This window comes from Corynebacterium phocae (assembly GCF_008693075.1).
Classification (GTDB): Bacteria; Actinomycetota; Actinomycetes; order Mycobacteriales; family Mycobacteriaceae; genus Corynebacterium; species Corynebacterium phocae.
Genome location: NZ_VXKJ01000047.1, coordinates 24,258 through 45,807, shown reverse-complemented (window position 1 = coordinate 45,807; position 21,550 = coordinate 24,258). Strand labels below are relative to the sequence as shown.

Below are 21,550 nucleotides of genomic sequence, written 5' to 3'. Positions count from 1 at the left end.
AACACCTAGTCAGAGCCATAAAGAGGGAATGTGCAATAGAATCTCAAATCGAGGAGCAAAAAATGTAGGCCTAACGCCGCAGTCGCCAGACTTAGCCGGCCTCATCCAAAAGATCTCGAAACCTGACTAAAATGAGCCAACTCGGGACCTCAAGGCACCCTCCACCATCCATAGCTGATGGTGGAGGGTGTCTTTTGTGGTTTTTGATTGTGTGCACGGCACCTCAAATTTTAAAGCATACATTCCACCAATCCTTGTCCTAGGCCGGCTAGAAGTGGGGGAAAAGATACACGGTGCGGATGCAGTATCATTTTCGATATGACCATAACTCGCTTGCGCTTAGACCTAGCTTATGACGGCACTGACTTTCACGGTTGGGCCAAGCAGTCGGGCGGCCTACGTACCGTACAAGGGGTTATTGAAGCCAAGCTGGCGCTTATCGCCCAGGCCCCCGTTGAGTTGACGGTGGCTGGCCGGACCGATGCGGGCGTGCACGCTACTGGGCAGGTGGCGCATGTGGATGTTCCCTGCAGTGTTCTGTCGCACCGTAGCGTCGCGGGGGATCCCGCGCGTCTGGTCGGGAGATTAGCCAAATTGCTGCCTGAGGATATCCGTATTCAAGATGTTTCTCTTGCTCCCGCAGGGTTTGACGCTCGGTTTTCTGCGCTGCGTAGGCATTATGTCTACCGCGTGACCACTAACGCTGCCGGAGCGTTACCTTTGCGTGCACGCGACACCGCAACTTGGCTCAAGGAGGTGGATGTGGATCTCATGCAGGAAACCGCCAATCATCTGGTGGGGCTCCATGACTTTGCGGCATTTTGTAAACACAAACCGCACGCGACCACTATTAGGGACGTGCAATCTTTCGCTTGGCATGATGTCTCAACTAAGGAGGAACCGGAACTTTTCGAGGCCCACATCTCTGCCGACGCCTTTTGTTGGTCCATGGTTCGCTCCCTTGTCGGTGCTTGCCTAGCTGTGGGGGAGGGACGCAAGGCGATTTCCTTCCCACTGGAGCTGCTTGGTCAGCGTAATCGGTCTTCGCAGTGCCCGGTGGCTCCGGCCAAGGGGCTCACCCTAGTCCGGGTGGATTATCCGGATGACACGAGCCTTGCCGATAGGGCGGTGGAGACCCGGGGTAGGCGCACCTTGTAGCCCTTACAATTCATCTTCACTTCAGCTATTGTGGATTAGGTACTTTATGCCAATTTTTTAATTCGGGGGGATTATTATGGCAGCGCTTCGGCCAACAACGAAAGCCCAAATTTCCGGCCACCGGTTTTTACGCCGCAGGGTGGAGCACGGGCTAGTGATGGGCGATATTCGGATGCTCCATGACCCGCTAGGCCGAAGGCGCAGAGCGTTGGTTGCCGGAATAGTCATGAGCATTGTCATGGCGGCGGGTGCCGGTATCATCGCATGGCTCTCGCCTCACCCTACGGCGGACGGAGCAACAATTGTGCGAACTGAACAGGGGCAGCTTTTCGCTCACCTTGATGAGACGTTCTATCCGGTTCCGAATCTAGTTTCTGCACAACTTATTGTGGGACAACCCGATAACCCAGTAAAAGTGGCTGAGCTTGGAAAGTTGGGTACACCTGTGGGAATCCCGGGTGCCCCAGGATTTCTCAATCCTGTTCCAGCACAAACTCCCTGGACATTGTGCACCACTGAGAAGGTAGATGAACCTGAATTCATTTCTCAAATTAGTCAGACCAGCGGTACCCGGCCCCTCGTTGTTCATGCAGACCTTGATGCAGACCCCCTGGCGGGATACGCATTGCTGGAAAATGATGGCGTCCTGTGGCTCTTGCAATCTGAAGGGGTTACCCGGATGCCCGGCGGGACTTTGGGGGATGCAGTGAAAAAGGGGCTTGAGATCTCTCCGGCTGTACCCCGGTGGCATGTAACCGACGAGTTTATTTCTTCTTTCGAGCAACTTCCAGACTTTGCCGTTGCACCTGAACTGCCAGCTGTCTGGGACACGGGTCAGGGCCTATTGGTGCGAACAGGTGAAGGTGTTGCGCCAATTACTTCCTTACAGGCGCGGATTTTAATCATGTTGGGTGCGCAGGAAGCAACGGTTGCCGCAGTAGACGCTTCCAACCTTCCGCTAATCAAGTCTCCGGTTGAACTCCCCTCCCGGAAATTTGAATTTTTGAACGCAGACGCAGGATGGTTGTGTTCCACAGACGGCCGAGCTACTCATGCCAGTGAAATACCTGGAGCCTTTCCTCTAGTGGGTTCGTCTCCCATAACCCACTTTGGTGGGCTTTCTGCTGGCGGGGTGGCCGTTGACACCGGGCACGGTCGACTGGTTGTGTCTGCTACCGGCACCCGTCACTTGGTGACAGATGAAAAAGATTGGCGCGCGCTGGGATTGGCTGAGGCTGCGGAGGTCCCTTGGAAGATAGTCCGCTTGCTGCCAAGCGGTGCGGAGCTATCCCGTGCCTCCGCTTTGAAAGAGATGACTTCAGCAAGTCTCACTGCGGCTAAGTGACTGCGGTAGAAGACAGGCACTGCGTCTTGTGATGTTCGTACATCTCACCCTTTGATTCTAGTAATCACGTATTCCGGCGAACCGACTGCCGTAACCCAGCCGCTAGGCCGGTTACGGTGGCTGCTGCTGCAAAGATGCCAAGGAGGAGATAAAGACGGTCGTTGGCGCTGTGGTCCGCTGCCTCGGGACGGTTGATGTTGACCAGGCGTGCCGGGGCGGGGGCCGCGGTGTCCGGCGCGGGGTACTGGGCCAGGGCTTCTAGGGGGTCCACGTAGCCGGTGCCAGGGTGAGCCGCAGCGGTGAGCATTCCGCGGATTTGTTCCGGGGTGGTGCCCGGGTGGCGCTGCATGAGTAAAGCTGCGGTGGCGGAAATGGCTGGCGCGGCAAAGGACGTGCCGGCTATCGGGTTGGCGGTGTTGTTGTTCCAGCTTCCGCTGGCCCAACCCCCGCCGGGGGCAGGGTTAAGAGGAATTAGCCCCGGGGCGGAAACGGCTCCGGCAAGAGAGTATGGCGCAATATCGTGGGAGCTAGATACCGCCGCCACAGATACCACCGTGGGAACGTGTAAGGGGTAGACAACATCCCCCGGATGGCAGCTGTTGCTGCTGTTTCCGCCGGAAGCTACGACCACCGCGCCAGAGTGTTCAGCGCGGGAGAGGGCGTCGTCCAAAACAGTGGTGTCAATTCTTTGAGCTGTTTGCGGATCCACGCAGGAGACTACGGAGATGTTGATGACCTGAGCGTTGGCGTCAACGGCCGCCTCAATGGCGCTGGCCAGTGAGGCCAGGGTGCCGGCACCTGTGGTTTCGCCGGAGTTATTGGGATCTTGTTGGCCATTGTTGTTAGGTCCCTGATGACCGTTATGCGCTGAGTCATCCGGGGCGGTGAGGTCCGCGCGGCTGCTGCGGTAATGAGCACTTGATTGGCGGATGCTCACAATGGTGGCACCGGGCGCTATGCCGGTGGTGGTGCTGGCTATAACCCCGGCAACTACGGTGCCGTGGAAATCACAGTCGAAGAGGGAGTCTGGGTTATCGGGTGCTACAAAGTCAGGGCCGGCCTCAAGGTTTGGTAGCTGCGGGTGCGGGGAGACTCCGGTATCTATGACCGCCACCTTTATCCCTGCGCCGGTGGCCAGGCTGTGCAGATGGGAACGGTACTTTTCCTGTGCACGGGTGGCCACGGGTGCTGCGGCATCTACCGGTTGCGCGCAAGGAGTAACAGGTTCCTGTGCGGGCGCGCTGGTAGTGCCGGTAATTGCTGAAAATAAAAGTGGGAGAAGGATTGCGGACAGTGTGGCGGTCAGGTTGTGTGTGGCGGTCAGGTTGCGTGTGGTGGTGGGGTTGCGTGCGTTGCTTGCCGGTGATGGTGTTAGCCCAGGGCGCGGATCCATACGAACACCCCGCTTAGGTGCATACATAGCGGGATGATGGCTACCACTGCTAGAGCCTCCGCGCGCTCTATCCAGACCATGGTGGTGGGTTCTAAGTTACGGAGGAATTTGTGCCACAGAGTACTGGTGGTCATGGCCGCGATGATGATTGCGGCGGTGCTGATAGTTGCCCAGTGGGGGTGCAGGCCGGCCAGGACGCTGGCAGCGGTGGCGGCTTGCGCGGTAATAGCCAGCAGTGCCCACATCCCCAACGCAGTGACCTGGCGGGAGGCGTGGAGCAGGCAGGCTACCAGTGCCGTGACACAGAGCGCTTGGAGGTAGCCGGTGGCCCCGGGGAAAAGAGCCAGCACGGCGAAGGCAGGGGTAGTAGCAATGGCACTGCCCAGCAAGCAGCCCTCGTAGAGGTGGCGGGCGCGCCGGGTTTGGGACTCTATGGCGGTGTAGTCAATATCAGATACGCCCAGGTCCTCACCGGCGGTGGGAAGTTGCGGGATGGATAGCCCGGCTAACCGGGTGGTCACAGCCGGCGCGGCGGTAATCAGGATGAGGGCGGCCGCGATAGTCACAGCGGCGATGGCCAAGTGCGTGTGAGCTGAGAGCACTTCCAGCGCCGGAGGTAGCGTGGGGCCGGTTGCGGGCGGTGGTTGCAATCCGGGGAGGTAGGCACCGGTGGCAGCTAGTGCGCAGAGGATGGCCAGGGTGGCGGCCGTGCCCTTCAGACGCGCGGTGGCTAGCGCGGTGATGTGAAGTAGTAGGCCGATGAAAGTCAGGGCGGCGCTGGCGGCAAAAAGCCCCAGTTGAAGATCAGCTACAAAGCCGGCGGCGGACAGCGCGCCGGTGGTTAGAGTGCTGCTGGCAAACGCGGCTGTTTGCCGGCCGTGGCTGTTTTTGGGGCCCGTTTCCACGCTGCGGCCCGTGATGTGGCTGCCAAGGGCTAAGCCCAAAGACAAGACGCCGGCACCTGCTAAGGCTAGTGGCCAGCCCGTGAAAAAGCTTAGGACCGTGGCGGCTAGTGCCACGCCTATCAGCGACCACGCGGTGATGGCGGCCTGGTTGTCCAAGTGGGCTTCGGCGGCAGCTAGGGACTCTGCGGCGTCGCGAATAACGGGTGCGGGCGGTGGGGTGTGTGGGCGCAGTAAGACTAGAGAGCCATCGGCAAGCGTGGTCTGCGCCAAGGGCACCGCATGGTTGATTGTGCGCCCAGCGGCGGTGCTGGCCCGCCACGGCTTGGAGATAGTAGGCGCGTCCATAAGATCAGTGAGTTCGCCCATCACCTCATCCAAGCTGACGTTGGTGGGGATGGAAAAGTCCATCTCCCGGCGGAAATGCCCGGCTGATGCGCGAATGGTTAACCGCACCGTACCGGTTGGTTGTAAAGCAAGTGTCATGGAAATAAACCCCCCGATTTAATGTTCACCCTTGCGTGATAGTCCATATTGTGGCTTACTTATCTGGATATGTCTAGTGCTGGTGCCCAACGGGGGCACGGGGCTAGGACATAGGGGGATAGAAAAATTCGGGGGAATTTTTCGGGGAGGAATCATTTTCAATGACCAATTTTGTCGTGGAACCGGTGACCGCAAAGACCAGAGAGCCGGCACCACCGCTGCCCACCGGGAGCCTGTTCGCGGAAAAAATCCCGGAGGCGCAAAGGCCCAAACCGGTGCCGCTTATCCGCCTGGCCATGCCCATTGTCATGGTAGTGGCCGTGCTGGGAATGGTGGCGCTGATGGTCATCGGAGGCGGACAGCGCCAGTTCAACCCCATGATGATGATGTTCCCGCTGATGATGCTGATGTCCGTGGCCACCATGTTTGGCGGACAAGCCGGCGGGGAGGAGCCGGATGAAGTACGCCGGACCTACCTGCGGCACCTGCGGGAATTAGGAAATAAGGCCCGGGACCACGGGCGTTCCCAGCGCGCCCACGAACTGCACCGCCACCCGCTGCTCATCCACCTGCCCGCCATAATCTCTTCCCGCCGGCTGTGGGAGCGCGCCGCCGGGGACCCGGACGCCATGGAGGTAAGGATTGGCACCGGCACCGTGTCCTTGGCCACCCCCATCGAGGTACCGGAATCAGGCGCGCCCGAGGACCTAGACCCGGTGTGCGCAGTCAGCGTGAGGCACATGATCCACGCCGTGGGGCAACTGCCGGACATGCCGGTGGTAATCCAGCTGCAAGCCTTCAGGTTTTTAGCGCTGGGCGGGCCACGCGCGCGGGATCTGGCGCGCGCGATGGTCATCCACCTGGCGGTGGCGCACGGGCCGGAAACGGTGGGGTTTACGGTCATCGGCAGCGAATGGGAGTGGCTAAAGTGGCTGCCGCACACCCGGGCACCGGAGGCCGCCCGCTACCACGTGCTGATTGTGGATTCCCTGGCCACCACGGGTTTGGAGGAGTTTGTTGATGATCCGGCCTATTCCACCATCATCGATGTGGGCGCGCTGCGCACCACGGCGTTGGGAATAAGGGCGGAACACGAAGGGCTGTTCCTGGTAGTTGACCAGGACGTGAGCGTGCTCACCCAGCAGGGGGAGGAAAAGCTGGGGGAAGCCGATTGTTTGGGGGCGGTGGAGACACTCACCCTAGCCCGGCGGCTGGCGCCGTTTGTTAGGCCGGCCGGGGCGGTGGCCTCCCGCAACCGCGACGGTGACCTGCTGGGACTGCTGGGGGTCCGGGACACCCAAGAGTTAGCCAGCAAGCTGTGGCCGGGGCGCACCGGGGCCGCGCGACTAAACGTACCGGTGGGCGTAGACGCCGACGGCCTGCCAGTCAACCTAGACATTAAAGAATCCGCCCAAGGCGGCGCCGGGCCCCACGGGCTATGCATTGGGGCCACCGGCAGCGGAAAATCCGAGTTGCTGCGCACCCTGGTAATCTCCCTAGCCGCCACACACAGCCCCGATGAGCTGAACTTTGTGCTGGTGGACTTCAAAGGCGGTGCCACCTTCCTGGGCTGTGAGACTCTGCCGCATACCTCCGCGGTTATCACCAACCTGGAGGAAGAATCCGTCCTAGTAGACCGCATGTTCGACGCGATTTCGGGGGAGCTCAACCGGCGGCAGTCAGTACTACGCAAGGCCGGTAACTTTGCCAACGTCACCGATTATGAGGCCGGGCGGGACAAAGAAGTATGGCCGCCCATGCCGGCGCTGGTCATAGTCATCGATGAATTCTCCGAGCTGCTAGGCCAACACCCCGATTTCGCGGACCTGTTCGTGGCAGTGGGCCGGTTGGGTAGATCCCTGCACGTACACCTGTTGTTGGCCTCCCAACGCCTGGAAGAAGGACGCCTGCGCGGACTGGACTCCCACCTGTCCTACCGCTTTGGACTCAAGACCTTCTCCGCTGCGGAATCGCGCCAGGTGCTAGGCATAACCGACGCCTACAGCCTGCCCTCGAAACCCGGCGCGGGATTCCTCAAAGCCGGCAGCGATAACCTAGTGCGCCTACAGGCCTCGTATGTCTCCGGCCCGCTGCGCCGCCAAGTGGGCGCGCCGGGGGCCGCACCCGGCGGGTGCGTGCAGGAATTCATCTGGCATGACCCGCAAGTTCCGGAACACGAAGATGAAATTATTATTGATACCTCTACCACGCTGCTGGATAGCGTGGTGGATATAGCTAGGGCAGAAGCTACCAAGCGGGGGCAGTCCGCTCACAAACTGTGGCTGCCGCCCCTGCCGCAGGTAGTAGAGCTGCCCGACGTCCTCCCGGCCGCTGTTGCCGATTCTCCGGCAACCGCGCCGGACCTCCAAGTAGCCCTGGGTTTGGTGGACCGGCCCTACCAACAGCGCCAGGATCCGCTGACTGTGGACCTGGGGACCAAAGGCGGGCACCTGGCACTATGCGGCGGGCCGCAGTCCGGAAAATCCACGGCGGTGCGCACCCTGGTGTGTTCCTTGGCCGCCGGCCACAGCCCACAGAAGGTGCGCTTTTACATCGTTGACCTGGGCGGCGGGCAGCTGTTTACCTTGGAGCGACTCCCGCACGTGGCCGGCGTGGCCGGGCGCGGGCAGCCGGAGAAAGTCCGACGGATAATCGATGAGGTAACCACCATCCTGCACGACGCGGAAGAGGAAGCGGCCACCGGAACCGCGACGGGAACCGCAATGGGACCGGAGGTTGAGGCTGGGCTTGGCGCTGAGGCTGGTGTTGGGTCTGGTGCTGAGGCTGGGTTTGGCGCTGGCGCTGAGGCTGAGTCTGGGGCTGGGGCAGGGCAGCAGTGGCAGACCTTTGTGATCATTGACGGCTGGCACCACATTGGCACTGCGGGGGCGGACTTTGAAGACCTCGCGGATCCGGTTACGCACCTGGCAGCGGACGGGGCCTCGGCGGGAATCCACCTGGTGGTCAGCACCGCGCGGTGGACCACCATGCGCCCGGCAATTAGGGACCTGATAGCCCACCGGCTGGAGCTGAAACTAGGCGAGTCCATGGATTCGCTCATCGACCGCAAGGCACAGGAAAAGCTCCCCGGCCTGCCCGGGCGTGGGCTCAACCAGGCCGCTGAGCCCATGCTCATTGCGCGCAGCTCCAACCAAGACCTGGCCCACATAGTCTCCGTTTGGGAAGACCAAGGCGTAGCGCCGGCGCCCCCGCTGCGCATGCTGGCCAACCACCTCTCCTTGCACGAGCTGGTCCACCGCGCCGGCGTTGTGCCGGTGGGTACTGGTGGCAAGCGGCTTGAACAGGTGGACTGGGATCCCCGGCACAACCAGCACTTTGTGTGCATAGGCTCCAACTCTGCGGGCAAATCCCAAGCCCTGGCCACGCTAATGGCCGGGATTTGTCAGCTTGGGCGGAACAAAGCGCGGCTAGTCATAGTTGACCAAAGGCGCGCCCACCTAGGAAAGATTCCGGCGGATATGGTGGCCTCCTACGCCGGACAAACCAGCGCCGCGGAGCAGGCACTGCGGCAAGCCGCCACCACTTTGCGCGAAAGGCTCCCCGGCCCGGAGATCACCCCGGAACAACTAGCGCGCCGCGATTGGTGGCAAGGCCCGGAGCTGTTCGTGGTGATAGATGACCTCGACGTAGTAGCAGATATGGCCGTACACCCGCTTATTGAACTACTTCCCCACGCCGCCGATATTGGCCTGCACCTGGTGGTGGCCCGGAAGTCCGGGGGAATCTCCCGGGCACTATTTAGCGGTTTCCTGGCGGCGCTGCGCGACCAGCAGCCCAGCGTGCTCCTGCTGGATGCCGACAAAGATGAGGGCCCCATCTTTGGCATCAAACCCACCCCGCAGCCGCCCGGGCGCGGGCACCTCAGCCAGCGGGGCAAGCCCCCACAGCTAATCCAGGTGGCTACGCACATGGACGCATCTATGTCCGTGCCTGTATCCACATCCGCACCCACATCCGCAGGTTTAGTCACTGCGGACACAGCAGAAGGACAAAATATCCATGAGTGATGACACCTCACGTTTGACCATCACGGTGCTAGACACCGCCACAATTTTTGAAGGGGTGGAGTCAATCTTCCGCTACGACCTCCCCGGAAGCGGGGTGGTGGACGGCTGGGCACTGGCCGGCGTCATGGACCAGGCGCGCAAGAGCGTGGGGCCCGCCTGGCCTGACGTAGAGGTGGAGGTAGTTACTGACCTAACCAGCACCAGCCTAAGCGAGGAGGCGGTATCTATCATCGCCCGGCAGCTGCGCCTGGTGGGCGTGAAAGCAACGACCGCTGGTACTGGGGGGCTACCCCACCAAGCAGTCAGCAGTCCGGGGGCCTCCGCGCAGCCAGGACCCGTAGATCCCGCGCCGGGCACCGCAGTTCCCGCAAGTGCAGATCCCAGGCAGCCCAGGCACGCCCCACCGCGCGGCGGGCGTGGCTGGCCGGTCCTCCCGCTGGCGGCGGCCGTAGTGGGAGTACTCCTCATTGCGGGGCTGGCGTGGTTGTTAATCCCGCGTGGCGAATCCCCGGAAGTGCTACTTGCTAACCCCGTGGGAGTAGAAGAAACCGGCAACACAAGCGCGGGTTCCTCCACTTCAGCCAGGGCATCAACGCCTGCGGGCTCGGGCCCAGAGGGAGGCTTCACAGCGGGCTCCTCCCGCGAAGCTGAGGATGAACGGGAACATATCCGCGCCGCCGGAATGGAGTTTGACCTGCCCCGCGGGTTTTCCTGGACCGAGCAAGACGGTGTAATCACCGCGGTGGGCCAAGATCCGCACTTACGGATCCTATTGGTAGCTGATCCCACCTACGCCGTACCGGAGGAGGAACTACTCAAGGAGCTGCGCCACAACATTGATAGTGATGACGCGCTTTCTCAACCAAGCGAAACCGGCGGCACCCTGAGCTACCTGGAGCTGCCCGGTGACGGCTCTCACGTGGAATGGCGCAGCTGGGTCAGCGGGCCGCACCTGATGTCCGTGGGCTGTCACAGTAAGCAAGCGCCCACCGTGGTCCACCGTGCCGCGTGCCGGATGGCCGCAGAAAGCCTGTCTGTACAGGGCTAACTCCGCAGTGTGGGGTGGTTGCCAAGAATTTTTTCCGTAGGCCGGAACCTTTGTGGGAAAAGCGCAGTCAAATGAAACCAGGAAGCGCAAACGAGCTTTCACACAATCGCAGCCTCACAGAGGGCACGGCCAGTAATAGTCAGTTGACCACACGGGCTTCACCTCTGGCGGGCAGCAGAAGAGAAAGGACAAAGCAGTAGATGTCACAGCTATTTAAGACCGAAGCCGAAGTCATGGTGGCCACCGCCGGGCGGGTTGATTCCACGAACGACGAAGTACAGGGGGAGCTAGGCCGCTTGCGCGGCGTAGTAGATTCCGTGCGCAGTAACTGGGCAGGCCAAGCGCAGGTGTCTTTTGACAACCTGATGGAGCGTTATAACTCCTCCGCAGCGCAGCTGCGGGAGGCGTTGACTTCCATTTCAGAAAACATCCGGTCCAACGCCAGCAACTTTGACAACGTGGAGGCATCCAACGCGCAGGCACTCTCCCGCGTGGGCGGCGGTTTGAGCCTGTAGCCGCTCCCCGTTGCATTAAATAACAGCAAAACTCCAAGAGGACCACCTCACAACAAAGAAAGAAGTCTCTTATATGTCCACAATTAAGTACGAGTTTGGAGCCATCTCTGCGGCGGCCGCTGATATCAATCAGACATCATCGCGGATAAACGGACTCCTGGGGGACCTTAAGTCCGTCATTGCTCCTATGACCAGCACCTGGGAGGGTGAATCCGCCGCCGCCTACGCTGAGGCCCAGGCCAAGTGGGATCGCGCGGCGCAAGAGCTCAACACCGTCCTAGCCACCATCTCTTCGACCGTGGGGGAGGGAAATGACAGAATGGCGGACATCAACCGCCGGGCGGCAGCCAGCTGGGGCTAAAATCCAGCACCGCGTGGCCTGAGAGCTCAGGACAATTGAAAACAGCGGACTGTGGTGCGGCAACCACAACCTAAACGCAGCACCCGGGGGGATGCCGCGAAGAAGTAAAGGGGGCAGACTTAAACCACCGCACTACAGCGTTGTCATAAAGTAACGCTGTCATACAGTAGCGTTGCCTACAGTAACGTTGCCCTACAACCCGCTAATAGTCCTGGTGAGCCACGCAAACTCTGTAAGTTGAATGTCATCATTCATCGCGCGTACTTCCGTTTCAACCAACCATTATTTCTAGCTCTTGGGGGAGAGCCTGAAGGCAACACCGGTTGGTTGTGAGCTGGAAGTACGCGTTTTGAGTTTTTGACCATACCGTAATAAGATTTGCGGTCTATGTGTCTTGTTCGGCTTTAGGGCTGGGCGCGCGAGGGTGCAGGTCTCCACCGGCCGCTGTATCTCTTGCGCTAGGACACATGGCGCTGGCCGGCAGTTATCTAAGAGACTTTTAAAGGAGTCATCTTGTCTACATTCCACCCAAAGAGCGGTGACATCACTCGTAAGTGGTTCGTCATCGACGCTACTGACGTGGTTCTTGGCAAGCTTGCATCCACTGCAGCTGACCTGCTGCGCGGCAAGCACAAGCCACAGTTCACGCCCAACGTTGATTGCGGCGACCACATCATCATCATCAACGCTGACAAAGTTCACGTTTCTTCCAACAAGCGCGAGCGCGAAATGCGCTACCGCCACTCCGGTTACCCGGGTGGTTTGAAGTCAATGACTCTGGGCCAGTCCCTGGACGCCAACCCAGTACGCGTTGTTGAAGAAGCAGTTAAGGGCATGATGCCCCACAACAAGCTGTCCGACGCCTCCTTCAAGAAGCTGCACGTGTTTGCAGGCGAGGAGCACCCATACGCCGGCCAGAAGCCGGAAACCTTCGAGTTTAAGCAGGTGGCACAGTAATGGCTGAGCAAAACATCGACAACAGCGCAGCACAGGCTTCTGCGGATGCCGCTGACATTGCAGCAGCAACCACGGCAACTGAGGAATTCACCAACACCATCGGTGACGCAATTGCTAGCTCCGCTGAGGAAACTCAGGAAGTTTCTGAAGCGCCTGCAATCCACGAGGGCCCAATCCAGACCGTTGGTCGTCGTAAGCAGGCCGTTGCCCGCGTACGCATGGTCCCAGGCTCCGGTGAGATTGTTGTCAACGGTCGTACCTTTGACAACTACTTCCCCAACAAGCTGCACCAGCAAGACATCTTGCTGCCACTGACGCTCCTTGAGCGCGAAGGCCAGTTTGACATCAAGGTCACCGTTAACGGTGGCGGCCCTACCGGTCAGGCAGGCGCCCTGCGTCTGGCTATCGCCCGTGCACTCAACGTGTACAACCCAGGCGACCGCGACGCCCTGAAGAAGGCTGGTCTGCTGACCCGTGACGCTCGTGCCGTTGAGCGTAAGAAGGCTGGTCTGCACAAAGCACGTCGTGCACCTCAGTTCTCCAAGCGTTAATCTTCGCTTTTCTTCGACTCCGCCCTTCGCTTTACCTCGTGTGAAGCTAGGGGCGGTTTCGCCGTTTTGTCTCGAACAGATGGGTATGTCACCACCCTGGTTTATGATTGAGCGCAGTTTAGCGTTGGTAGTAGGATTGCTGGGAAGAGAGCTGAGGTGAGCGGGCACGTGAGTATCACGGGAATTGAACTTTTTGCAGGTGGAGGAGGTCTCCTCCTGGGGTCTGCGATGGCGGGCGTAGAGCACCTAGCTGCAGCGGAATGGGATAAGTGGGCATGTGAGACCCTTCGTAAAAACCGGGACGCTGATTACCCTTTGGTGCGGGGGCTAAATGTCATTGAGGGTGACGTCAGAGGGGTAGATTGGGAACATCAAGTGGGATGTTCCTCAGTAGACTTGGTTACCGGGGGTCCGCCCTGCCAGCCGTTTTCATTGGGCGGTGTGGCCCAAAGTGCGGATGATCCCAGGGATATGTTTCCAGCTGCTACTGCCGTGATTGCCAAGTTACAGCCCAAGGCCTTTGTGCTTGAAAATGTCAAGGGTTTAACCCGTGCTAGATTTTCCGAGTATTTTGAATTCGTGAAGCTCCGGCTGCAACACCCCGAGCTGCGAGCCAAGCCTCAAGAGTCTTGGATTGAACACTTCGCCCGCCTCCAGCGCGAGCACACGTCCATTACCACCGGGCTACGGTATAACCTGGTCACCACGGTCGTTGATGCTGCGGACTACGGCGTTCCGCAGCGCCGCCACAGGGTCTTTCTCGTTGGGTTTCGGTCCGATGTTGACGCGGGCTGGAGTTTCCCCGCCCCCACACATTCAGCGGCGGCGTTGAGGCAACAGCAACTCTCCGGCGAATATTGGCAACGGTACTCAATCGCGAAGAAGGATCAGCAATTGATTAGGCTTGGTGCCCGCGGTGACGTCTCCAAACTGCCGTGGGTGACTGTGAGGGAGGCCCTGTTGGACCTGCCGGAGCCAGGTACAAAAAAGTCGGAGCAATGGCTGGACCACCGCCTTCAGCCCGGGGCTAAAACTTATCCCGGTCACACTGGGTCGCCCATCGATGAACCAGCTAAGGCTCTCAAAGCCGGTGTCCACGGGGTACCTGGTGGGGAAAACATGATCCGTTTTCCAGACGGGAGCGTACGGTACTTCTCCATTCGCGAAGCCGCGCGTATACAGACATTCCCAGACCGCTACCAGCTCCACGGAGCCTGGTCAGAAACCATGCGTCAGCTCGGTAACGCGGTTCCGGTAAAACTCGCACACACCGTGGTTTCGAGCGTGATCGAACACCTGGAGCAAGACCGCTGTATCAATCTAGGTGGAAATCTATTCGATAATTACCGTGAATTGGAGCGGCTCTGATGGCAACCTTTTTTGATCCCCTAAGCTACGAAAACCTTGGGGCCTCTATAGCCAGGGCGTTGGAAGATCAACCGGTCCGGGCGCTTGGAGAATTAAAGAAGTTTGACGGTGCGGGAATCTACGCGCTCTACTACTCCGGGGATCATCCGGCTTATCATCCGCTAGCCCTGGTAAACCAAAAGCTTCCAGGCTCATGGGCCATCTATGTAGGAAAAGCGGAAGCTGAAAACGCTCGAAAGGGCAACCCGGTACAGCTGGAGGGCGAGGTAGGGCCCAAACTTTATAACCGCATGAGGAAACACGCGCAATCCATCGCTGCAAGCACCAACTTGGATATCGGAGATTTTCACTACCGGGCTTTGACCGTTGTTCCCACTTGGGTCCCGCTGGCCGAGATTGTTGCTATCCGGTTAAATCACCCAGTATGGAACGTTATCGTTGATGGTCTAGGCAACCACGACCCCGGTAAGGGGAGGTACATGGGAGTGTGTCCGCGCTGGGATACTCTGCACCCAGGGCGGACGTGGGCTTCCCGGCTGCAGCCAAGGATTGAGTCCAAGGAGCAGATTCAACAAGATGCTCTAGCGCATCTTCGGAATTATCCTCATGAGCTTTTGAGCACTTTGTGACGGAAGGCTCTTTCTTAAAGCAAGCGCGGTCTAGTAGACGAGGATTTTTAAGCCTGCTCATCCGCCGCAGTTCAGGGGCTAACTGAGAGTAGTTTTCTAATGATTGGGGCACACTTTTGCTCGGTTTTCTTCAAAGCAGCTAGGTTCAAGGCATAATTGAAACTATGACTCGACTTTTTGGAACAGATGGTGTCCGTGGCCTGGCTAATAAAAAGCTCACTCCAATTTTGGCGTTGCGGCTTGGGCAGGCGGCAGCTGAAGTACTCACAGGAGATAGAGAGTCCTTCGGGCGCCGGCCGCTGGCTATCATTGGCCGTGACCCACGCGTTTCTGGTGAGATGCTTGACGCAGCCATCGCGGCCGGATTGGCCTCCCGCGGTGTGGACGTCCTACGGGTGGGAGTGTTGCCCACCCCGGCTGTAGCATTTCTGACTGATGACTACGGCGCGGAACTGGGCGTAATGATCTCCGCCTCACACAACCCCATGCCAGATAACGGCATCAAGTTCTTCAGCGCTGGCGGCAAGAAACTCCCCGACGCAGTGGAGGACAGAATCCAAAAAACCATGGATAACATCCGCGACGGCGGTCCCACCGGCACCAAGTTGGGCCGTATCATCACGGAGGCCACCGTGGGCCGCGAGCGCTACCTCAAGCACCTCAAGTCAGGTGTCAGCACCGATTTGTCGGGAATTACGGTGGTTGTAGACACCGCCAATGGCGCGGCATCCAAGGTCGCACCGCAGGCATACGCCGCTGCAGGGGCTACCGTCATCCCAATTCACAACGAGCCGGACGCTCTAAACATCAACGATAAGTGCGGCTCTACCCATATTGAACAGGCTCAGCAGGCCGTCCTAGAACACGGCGCTGATTTGGGTCTGGCACACGACGGGGACGCGGACCGCTGCCTAGCTGTTGATGCGGAGGGAAACGTCATTGACGGTGACCAGATTATGGCCATTTTGGCAGTAGCCATGAAAGATGACAATGATCTCCGGTACAACACGTTGGTGGCAACGGTGATGTCCAATTTGGGGCTAAAGATTGCCATGAAGCGCGAGGGCATCACGGTGGTGGAAGCCAATGTGGGTGACCGCTATGTGCTCGAAGAGCTGGACAAGGGAGGGTTCTCCCTGGGTGGTGAGCAGTCCGGCCACGTGGTGCTGCCTTCCGCGTGCACCACGGGTGACGGTACCTTGACTGGGCTGTCTCTCATGGCCCGGATGGCCAAGACTGGCAAGTCACTAAAGGAGCTGGCTTCCGTGATGACTGTCTTGCCACAGGTGCTCATTAACGTCCCGGTTTCTAATAAGGCTGTCATAATGGACAACGCCGAGGTGAAGGAAGCTATCACCGTTGCGGAGCAGGAACTGGGAGAGTCCGGCCGGGTACTTTTGCGCCCCTCCGGCACCGAGGAAATTTTCCGCGTGATGGTCGAGGCCGCAGACAAAGACCAAGCTAGCAAAGTTGCCGGGCGTCTAGCCGGAGTGGTGGCTTCAGTCTAGAGCTGCCATTTCGTGGATTTTAGGTTCCTGGGTAAAAATTTTCACTGCCCGGGAACCTTTGGTTGTTGTAGTCAGTCCAATGGGGGTGAGAATTTAAATACCAAGACACCTACCAGGGGGAACCATGGCTGACATTAGGATTGATGAACCGCGCGCAGGGCACTTTATGCGAGAAGTAGCCAATGAGGCCGCACAACAACAGCAAGCACACGCTACCGGTGTACCCCATTTCCCGGCCAGCGCCGCGGGCCGGGGGTTTACAGAATACGGGCGCCGTTTGCAGCGGGCCTTTGACATTGTCCACCGGCGCGGGGACGCGCGCATTACCGCTATCGCGTCCACTGCGGAGGCAGCCGCGCAGCAGTTCGCGGCGCTCGCTGAGACCGATGGGCAATTTTCCCAGCAACTCTCCCATACGGGGGAGTAGCAGATGAGCTCGTTAGGTTCATTGCCGTTGGCGGACTATACCCAGACAGTTCACCGCTTCCAGGGGGCGGCGGCGGGAAGCTACCCTGGTCCTTCGATGTCCGTTGACATGCTCCGCAAGCTGGTGGGCAACGCAGATGGCCTGGATACCTCGCAATTGGTGGAGGCCTCCGTTAAAGCAGCGGGTAAACACCGTACTAGTGGCCCCCGGGGAGGCTTTTCTAGCTTTGGTGACTTTGCGCGGGATTTCGGCATGGAGCTGGCTGCCGGCATGCTTTCGGAATTCCTGCTGGGGTTCCAAGATGACCACGACCAAGAAGCTGATGACCGTGATGAGCTGGTTAAAAACACGGAGAAGTGTGCGCAGACGCTTGATGACGTGGTCCATATTTCCGGCACGGCTATCGCGGAGATCCTCCACGCCACTGCTCGCATGCTGGATTTTCTCACCGGCCTGCTTTTACGCAGCCACCATCCGCTCATGCGAACTATCACCCCAGCTATTGTGGCGGTGGGGGACAAGCTGATCGAGGACGCTCACAACTGGATTGCGGAGCAATGCCGCGACCGCGACACCCTCATTGAGATTTGCTTTGAGGAACTGGAAAAGTGTTGCGAAGCCGCGTGCGCGGCACCCGAACCCAAAGCCACCCCGAAGATTGGTGAATGCGTGCCCCCGGAGGATCCGCCGGAAAAGGTGGAACCTGAGCTGCCTACCACCCCGCAGGAATGCCCGAAGCAGCCGCCGGAGGTGAAAGAACCGGAACCAGCGCCCAAGCAGTGCCCTCCGGGTGTCCAACCTCCTGGAAAACCACTGGTGCCGCCAACCCAACCGGTGGAGCCGCAGCAGCCCGTTGAGCCAGCTGCGCCCACCACACCACAAGGCGTGTGCCCACCGCACCAGCAACCGGTGCAGCCAGATACCGCTCAACCGTGCCCACCGGATGCGGTGGAGACATCCCCTGCAGGGACAAATCCCGCACAGAACCCACCCGCACAGAACCCGCCCGCACAGGATCCCGCCTGCTCGGGTCCAACGGGGAAGCCTGCTTGTCCTGCTCCCGGCGTGGATGGTGGGGAGCCGGAGCCCACCAAACCGCAGCAAAAACCAACGCCTGTGGAGTGTGGAGAAGACTCACCAGCAACGGAGGAACCCAAGTGCAACCATGAGCAGACTCCTGATGGCACCGGGCAAATCGAGCCCCCAGGTACTGAGGCCCAGGGAGCTGCCGCGCAGGCTTGCACGGTGGAGTGCTCCTGCGTGGGGCTCCTGGGGGCAGCGGGTGCCGGAATTGTTCTCATCGGACTGGGAGTGCTGATAGCCGGGGCACTGGAATGTTTGGCTGAGATGCCCATTGACCTCTCCCAGCTGCCAATAGATTGTGAGACCGGTGCTCCGGAAGTAGAAGTGCCGCAGCCGGAGCCGCCGGTTGTGCCACAGCAGCCAGTTGATCTTTCCCAGGTCCCGGAGCCGGAGCCGCCGGCGGAGAAGGTTGCCATGATGGCAGGCCAGAACGTATCCCCGCAGGCTGGGCAGGCGGAACATCTGGCTGCGAATGGGCAGGCTGACCCTAAGCCAGCCGCCCCTGAGCAGAACCATCAGGAACAAGGTAAAGGTGCAGCAGATAGTTCAGTTCGTCCGCGGAAGGCAGGGCAGTGGTAATGGCATACCAAGTTGACTTTGATGAATTCGCTCGCGCGTTTCGTGACCGTACCGCCCAGCGAATGGTGGATTTTGAAAGAACGCTGGCCAAGGCGCAGTCTGATGTGGAAAAGGCGGCGGAGAATGCCCGAAACCAGATGGGTGGGGAACACCGTACACCGGGGACTGGCTATGGCACCGGGCAGCACACCCTGCGGGGGCAAAGCCAAGGAAGCGCTCATGCACAAGCCCCGGCATACGGTGGTATGCCGGGGCAGATAAGGTCGGTGTTGCGGCGGGACTAATCGTCCTTGCTCACGCCGGCCTTGTCGGCCAGGTCCTCACCGGTGGGGGAAGAGACTTTCTTGGCGGTAGCGTCTACTTCCGCGAAGTCGTCGTACTTGTCTTCCTTGCCCAGGGTAGATAGCAAGAAGCCGGTGACTAGGCCACGGGCAATTTCGGTGGCACCGCCCTGGAAGGCGTCAGTTCCAACGAGCAGTTTGTACCAGCGGTCCTCGCTGAAACCGGACTGGGTGCCGCCGTCAATTTCGCGGTATACTGCGTCGCCTTTCCAGTTATAGGCAAGTTTGGCGGGGTTGCCGGCGCGGAAGATGTCATCATCTTCGGAGCCAATGATAAGGCCGGGGATTTCCACCCGGCGGGCGGCCGTGGTGGCGGAGGGGGAAGTGGAGGCGGGGTAGATGGAGGCGATTGCCTTGACCTTTTCATTGTCAACCGCAGCTAGCACGGCGGCACCGCCGCCCATGCCGTGGCCGATCATGCCCAGCTTGCCGGGAGCCACGGTGATGTTGCCGTTGCCTAGCTTGACGCCGGCGGTGATTTGGAGCGCGGATTCCATATCTGCTGCTAGGTTGCGGTGGTTGGGGATAATGCCGGTTTCCGTATCTGGTGCGGCTACCACAATTCCCCAGCTGGCCAGGTGGCGCAGGGTGGCGTGGTAGTCCTTGACTTTCTTTCGCCAGTCGTGGCCAAACGCTACGGCGGGAAGGCCTTTGCCTTCGGCGGGGGTATAGACCTTGCCGTCAATGCCGGCGTAGGAGAGATCTCCTACGAGCACGCGGTGGGGGCCACGCTTGGACAGGGTTGCCAGATGCTTCTTTAGATTCGCAGACACGCTTTTTAGGATAGAGGATATTTAACTGTGTGTGGGCTAATGGGGGTGTAACGGCCGGGTTTGTGGCCAAAATGTTCTTTGCCGTGACCCGGAGCTATGGAATTCCGCGGTCCCGGGGCGGGGTGAACAGCTGATGTCTGACCTTGAGACTTCTTAATTTTTGATTCTCTGGCGTCGCTTTTCCTCCGGTACTCTGTGCCCCATGTGTGGAATTGTTGGATACATTGCTAAGCCTGAAAATAGCGGGGAAGCCTCAAGGGAATACTTTGCCCTCGACGTGGTTCTGGAAGGTCTGCGCCGCTTGGAATACCGTGGCTATGACTCCGCGGGCGTCGCCGTATATGCGGATGGTGCAATTGATTGGCGCAAGAAAGCCGGCAAGGTGGCCAAGCTTGAGGAAGAGATTGCGCAGCGTCCCCTAGCGGACTCCGTTCTGGGAATTGGCCATACTCGCTGGGCTACTCACGGCGGTCCTTCGGATATTAACTCTCATCCGCACGTGGTGGCCGGGGGCAAGTTGGCCGTGGTGCACAACGGGATTATTGAAAACTTTGCGGAGCTCAAAACGGAGCTAACAGAGCTTGGGTACAACTTTGTTTCGGAGACGGACACGGAGGTAGCTGCTACTGCGCTGGCCCACGCTTTCGAGCAGGAGCGGGACTTAACTCGCGCTATGCGTAAGGTATGCCAGCGCTTTGAGGGGGCGTTCACCCTTTTGGGTATCCACGCGGATCAACCGGACCGTATTGTGGCGGCCCGCCGGGACTCCCCTTTGGTTATTGGCCTCGGGGAGGGGGAGAACTTTTTGGGTTCTGATGTTTCCGGATTCATTGACTACACCAAGCAGGCGGTGGAAATGGGCAATGACCAAGTTGTAACGATTACGGCCGATGACATTGCAATCACTGACTATGAGGGAAACCCGGCAGAGGGTAAGTCTTTCCATATTGAGTGGGACGCGGCGGCGGCCAAGAAGGATGGTTTTGGCTCTTTCATGGAAAAGGAAATCCATGATCAGCCGGCGGCCGTGCGTGACACGTTGTTTGGGCGTTTTGATGAGCAGGGCCGGTTGACCCTTGATGAGGTTCATATTGAGGAATCGCTACTGAAGTCGGTTGATAAAATCATTGTGATTGCGTGTGGCACGGCGGCTTATGCAGGTCATGTGGCGCGCTACGCCATTGAGCACTGGTGCCGGATTCCCACTGAGGTGGAGCTGGCCCATGAATTCCGTTACCGCGACCCAATCGTCACGCCAAGAACACTGGTGGTGGCGCTGTCGCAGTCCGGGGAGACCATGGATACCCTCATGGCGGTGCGCCACGCACGCGAGCAGGGTGCCAAGGTCATAGCCATCTGCAACACCCAGGGCTCATCCATTCCGCGTGAGGCCGATGCCGCCTTGTACACCCACGCCGGCCCAGAGATTGCGGTTGCATCCACCAAGGCTTTCCTGGCACAAATTACGGCCACCTATCTGCTGGGGCTCTACCTGGCGCAGCTGCGCGGCAACATGTTCACCGATGAGGTCCAGATGGTGATTTCGGAGCTTCGCCAGATGCCGGAGAAGATCGAGGCGGTCATTGACAACAAGGCACAGGTCGCGGAGCTGGCTAAGTCCATGCAGGACGCCACCTCGGTGTTGTTTTTAGGCCGCCACGTGGGCTTCCCGGTAGCGTTGGAGGGCGCGCTGAAGCTGAAGGAGATTGCCTACTTGCACGCGGAAGGGTTCGCCGCCGGGGAGCTCAAGCATGGTCCTATCGCGTTGGTGGAGGAGGGTCAGCCGGTCTTTGTCATCGTGCCCTCCCCACGCGGCCGCGACTCCTTGCACTCCAAGGTGGTCTCCAACATCCAGGAGGTCCGCGCGCGTGGCGCCATCACCTTGGTCATCGCGGAGGAGGGCGACACGGCCGTGGAGGACTACGCCAACCACGTCATCCGTATTCCACAAGCCCCCACTCTCATGCAGCCGCTGCTAGCCACCGTGCCTTTGCAGATTTTCGCCTGCGTAATGGCTGAGACTAAAGGCTATGACGTGGATCAGCCGCGCAACCTGGCCAAGTCCGTGACCGTGGAATAGTTCTAGATTTTCGGCTTT

Annotated in this window: 18 protein-coding genes; 15 read left to right on the top strand and 3 right to left on the bottom strand. The window is 59.5% G+C overall.

Annotated elements, in window-relative coordinates; translation table 11 throughout:
- Positions 1-318 precede the first annotated feature (318 nt).
- The gene (truA, locus tag F4V58_RS09755; RefSeq protein ID WP_075735535.1) at positions 319-1,158 is read left to right on the top strand and encodes a tRNA pseudouridine(38-40) synthase TruA; all 840 of its coding nucleotides are present in this window, start codon (positions 319-321) and stop codon (positions 1,156-1,158) included.
- Positions 1,159-1,234: 76 nt separating this feature from the next.
- Positions 1,235-2,503: a type VII secretion protein EccB gene (gene eccB, locus F4V58_RS09750; RefSeq protein WP_075735533.1), complete on the top strand. Its 1,269-nt coding sequence runs from the start codon at positions 1,235-1,237 to the stop codon at positions 2,501-2,503.
- 64 nt (positions 2,504-2,567) lie between these two features.
- Here the strand turns inward: eccB and F4V58_RS09745 are convergent, their stop codons facing one another.
- Positions 2,568-3,896 carry a S8 family serine peptidase gene (locus F4V58_RS09745; protein WP_084559760.1) on the bottom strand — a complete coding sequence of 443 codons (1,329 nt, stop codon included), beginning with the start codon at positions 3,894-3,896 and terminating at the stop codon, positions 2,568-2,570.
- Complete coding sequence (gene eccD / locus F4V58_RS09740; RefSeq protein WP_075735531.1) at positions 3,875-5,284, bottom strand: type VII secretion integral membrane protein EccD; 1,410 nt, start codon at positions 5,282-5,284, stop codon at positions 3,875-3,877. Before eccD ends, F4V58_RS09745 begins: the two co-directional genes overlap by 22 nt.
- Before the next feature lie 161 nt (positions 5,285-5,445).
- On the opposite strand from eccD, the gene eccCa reads away from it, so the two are divergent.
- The 12 genes from eccCa to F4V58_RS09680 all read left to right on the top strand — a co-directional run bounded on the left by eccCa (position 5,446) and on the right by F4V58_RS09680 (position 18,622).
- Complete coding sequence (gene eccCa / locus F4V58_RS09735) at positions 5,446-9,312, top strand: type VII secretion protein EccCa (RefSeq protein ID WP_075735529.1); 3,867 nt, start codon at positions 5,446-5,448, stop codon at positions 9,310-9,312.
- Entirely contained in the window at positions 9,305-10,360 is a 1,056-nt protein-coding gene (locus F4V58_RS09730; protein ID WP_075735527.1) for a type VII secretion-associated protein, read from the top strand. Before eccCa ends, F4V58_RS09730 begins: the two co-directional genes overlap by 8 nt.
- A 200-nt stretch (positions 10,361-10,560) precedes the next feature.
- Positions 10,561-10,875, top strand: coding sequence for a WXG100 family type VII secretion target (locus F4V58_RS09725; RefSeq protein WP_075735525.1), 315 nt, complete (start codon positions 10,561-10,563; stop codon positions 10,873-10,875).
- Between the two features lie 73 nt (positions 10,876-10,948).
- Positions 10,949-11,236: a WXG100 family type VII secretion target gene (locus tag F4V58_RS09720; protein WP_075735523.1), complete on the top strand. Its 288-nt coding sequence runs from the start codon at positions 10,949-10,951 to the stop codon at positions 11,234-11,236.
- A gap of 513 nt (positions 11,237-11,749) precedes the next feature.
- Complete coding sequence (gene rplM / locus F4V58_RS09715; RefSeq protein ID WP_075735521.1) at positions 11,750-12,193, top strand: 50S ribosomal protein L13; 444 nt, start codon at positions 11,750-11,752, stop codon at positions 12,191-12,193.
- A complete protein-coding gene (gene rpsI, locus F4V58_RS09710; RefSeq protein WP_075735519.1) occupies positions 12,193-12,744 on the top strand; it encodes a 30S ribosomal protein S9 in 552 nt (183 codons plus the stop codon). The genes rplM and rpsI overlap by 1 nt, the downstream gene beginning before the upstream one ends.
- 228 nt (positions 12,745-12,972) lie before the next feature.
- Positions 12,973-14,112 carry a DNA cytosine methyltransferase gene (locus F4V58_RS09705; RefSeq protein ID WP_425429761.1) on the top strand — a complete coding sequence of 380 codons (1,140 nt, stop codon included), beginning with the start codon at positions 12,973-12,975 and terminating at the stop codon, positions 14,110-14,112.
- Positions 14,112-14,741 carry an Eco29kI family restriction endonuclease gene (locus F4V58_RS09700; RefSeq protein WP_075735515.1) on the top strand — a complete coding sequence of 210 codons (630 nt, stop codon included), beginning with the start codon at positions 14,112-14,114 and terminating at the stop codon, positions 14,739-14,741. Before F4V58_RS09705 ends, F4V58_RS09700 begins: the two co-directional genes overlap by 1 nt.
- A gap of 164 nt (positions 14,742-14,905) precedes the next feature.
- Positions 14,906-16,249: a phosphoglucosamine mutase gene (glmM, locus tag F4V58_RS09695; protein ID WP_075735513.1), complete on the top strand. Its 1,344-nt coding sequence runs from the start codon at positions 14,906-14,908 to the stop codon at positions 16,247-16,249.
- A gap of 124 nt (positions 16,250-16,373) precedes the next feature.
- On the top strand, positions 16,374-16,676 hold the full coding sequence (locus tag F4V58_RS09690) for a hypothetical protein (protein ID WP_075735511.1): 303 nt from the start codon (positions 16,374-16,376) through the stop codon (positions 16,674-16,676).
- 3 nt (positions 16,677-16,679) lie between these two features.
- Entirely contained in the window at positions 16,680-18,338 is a 1,659-nt protein-coding gene (locus tag F4V58_RS09685) for a hypothetical protein (RefSeq protein ID WP_150385786.1), read from the top strand.
- The gene (locus F4V58_RS09680) at positions 18,338-18,622 is read left to right on the top strand and encodes a hypothetical protein (protein ID WP_075735507.1); all 285 of its coding nucleotides are present in this window, start codon (positions 18,338-18,340) and stop codon (positions 18,620-18,622) included. Before F4V58_RS09685 ends, F4V58_RS09680 begins: the two co-directional genes overlap by 1 nt.
- Here F4V58_RS09680 and F4V58_RS09675 read toward each other — a convergent pair.
- On the bottom strand, positions 18,619-19,452 hold the full coding sequence (locus F4V58_RS09675) for a dienelactone hydrolase family protein (protein ID WP_075735505.1): 834 nt from the start codon (positions 19,450-19,452) through the stop codon (positions 18,619-18,621). The genes F4V58_RS09680 and F4V58_RS09675 overlap by 4 nt on opposite strands.
- 202 nt (positions 19,453-19,654) lie before the next feature.
- Between F4V58_RS09675 and glmS the strand changes: the two genes are divergently transcribed.
- On the top strand, positions 19,655-21,532 hold the full coding sequence (gene glmS, locus F4V58_RS09670) for a glutamine--fructose-6-phosphate transaminase (isomerizing) (protein ID WP_075735503.1): 1,878 nt from the start codon (positions 19,655-19,657) through the stop codon (positions 21,530-21,532).
- The last annotated feature ends 18 nt before the right edge of the window (positions 21,533-21,550 follow it).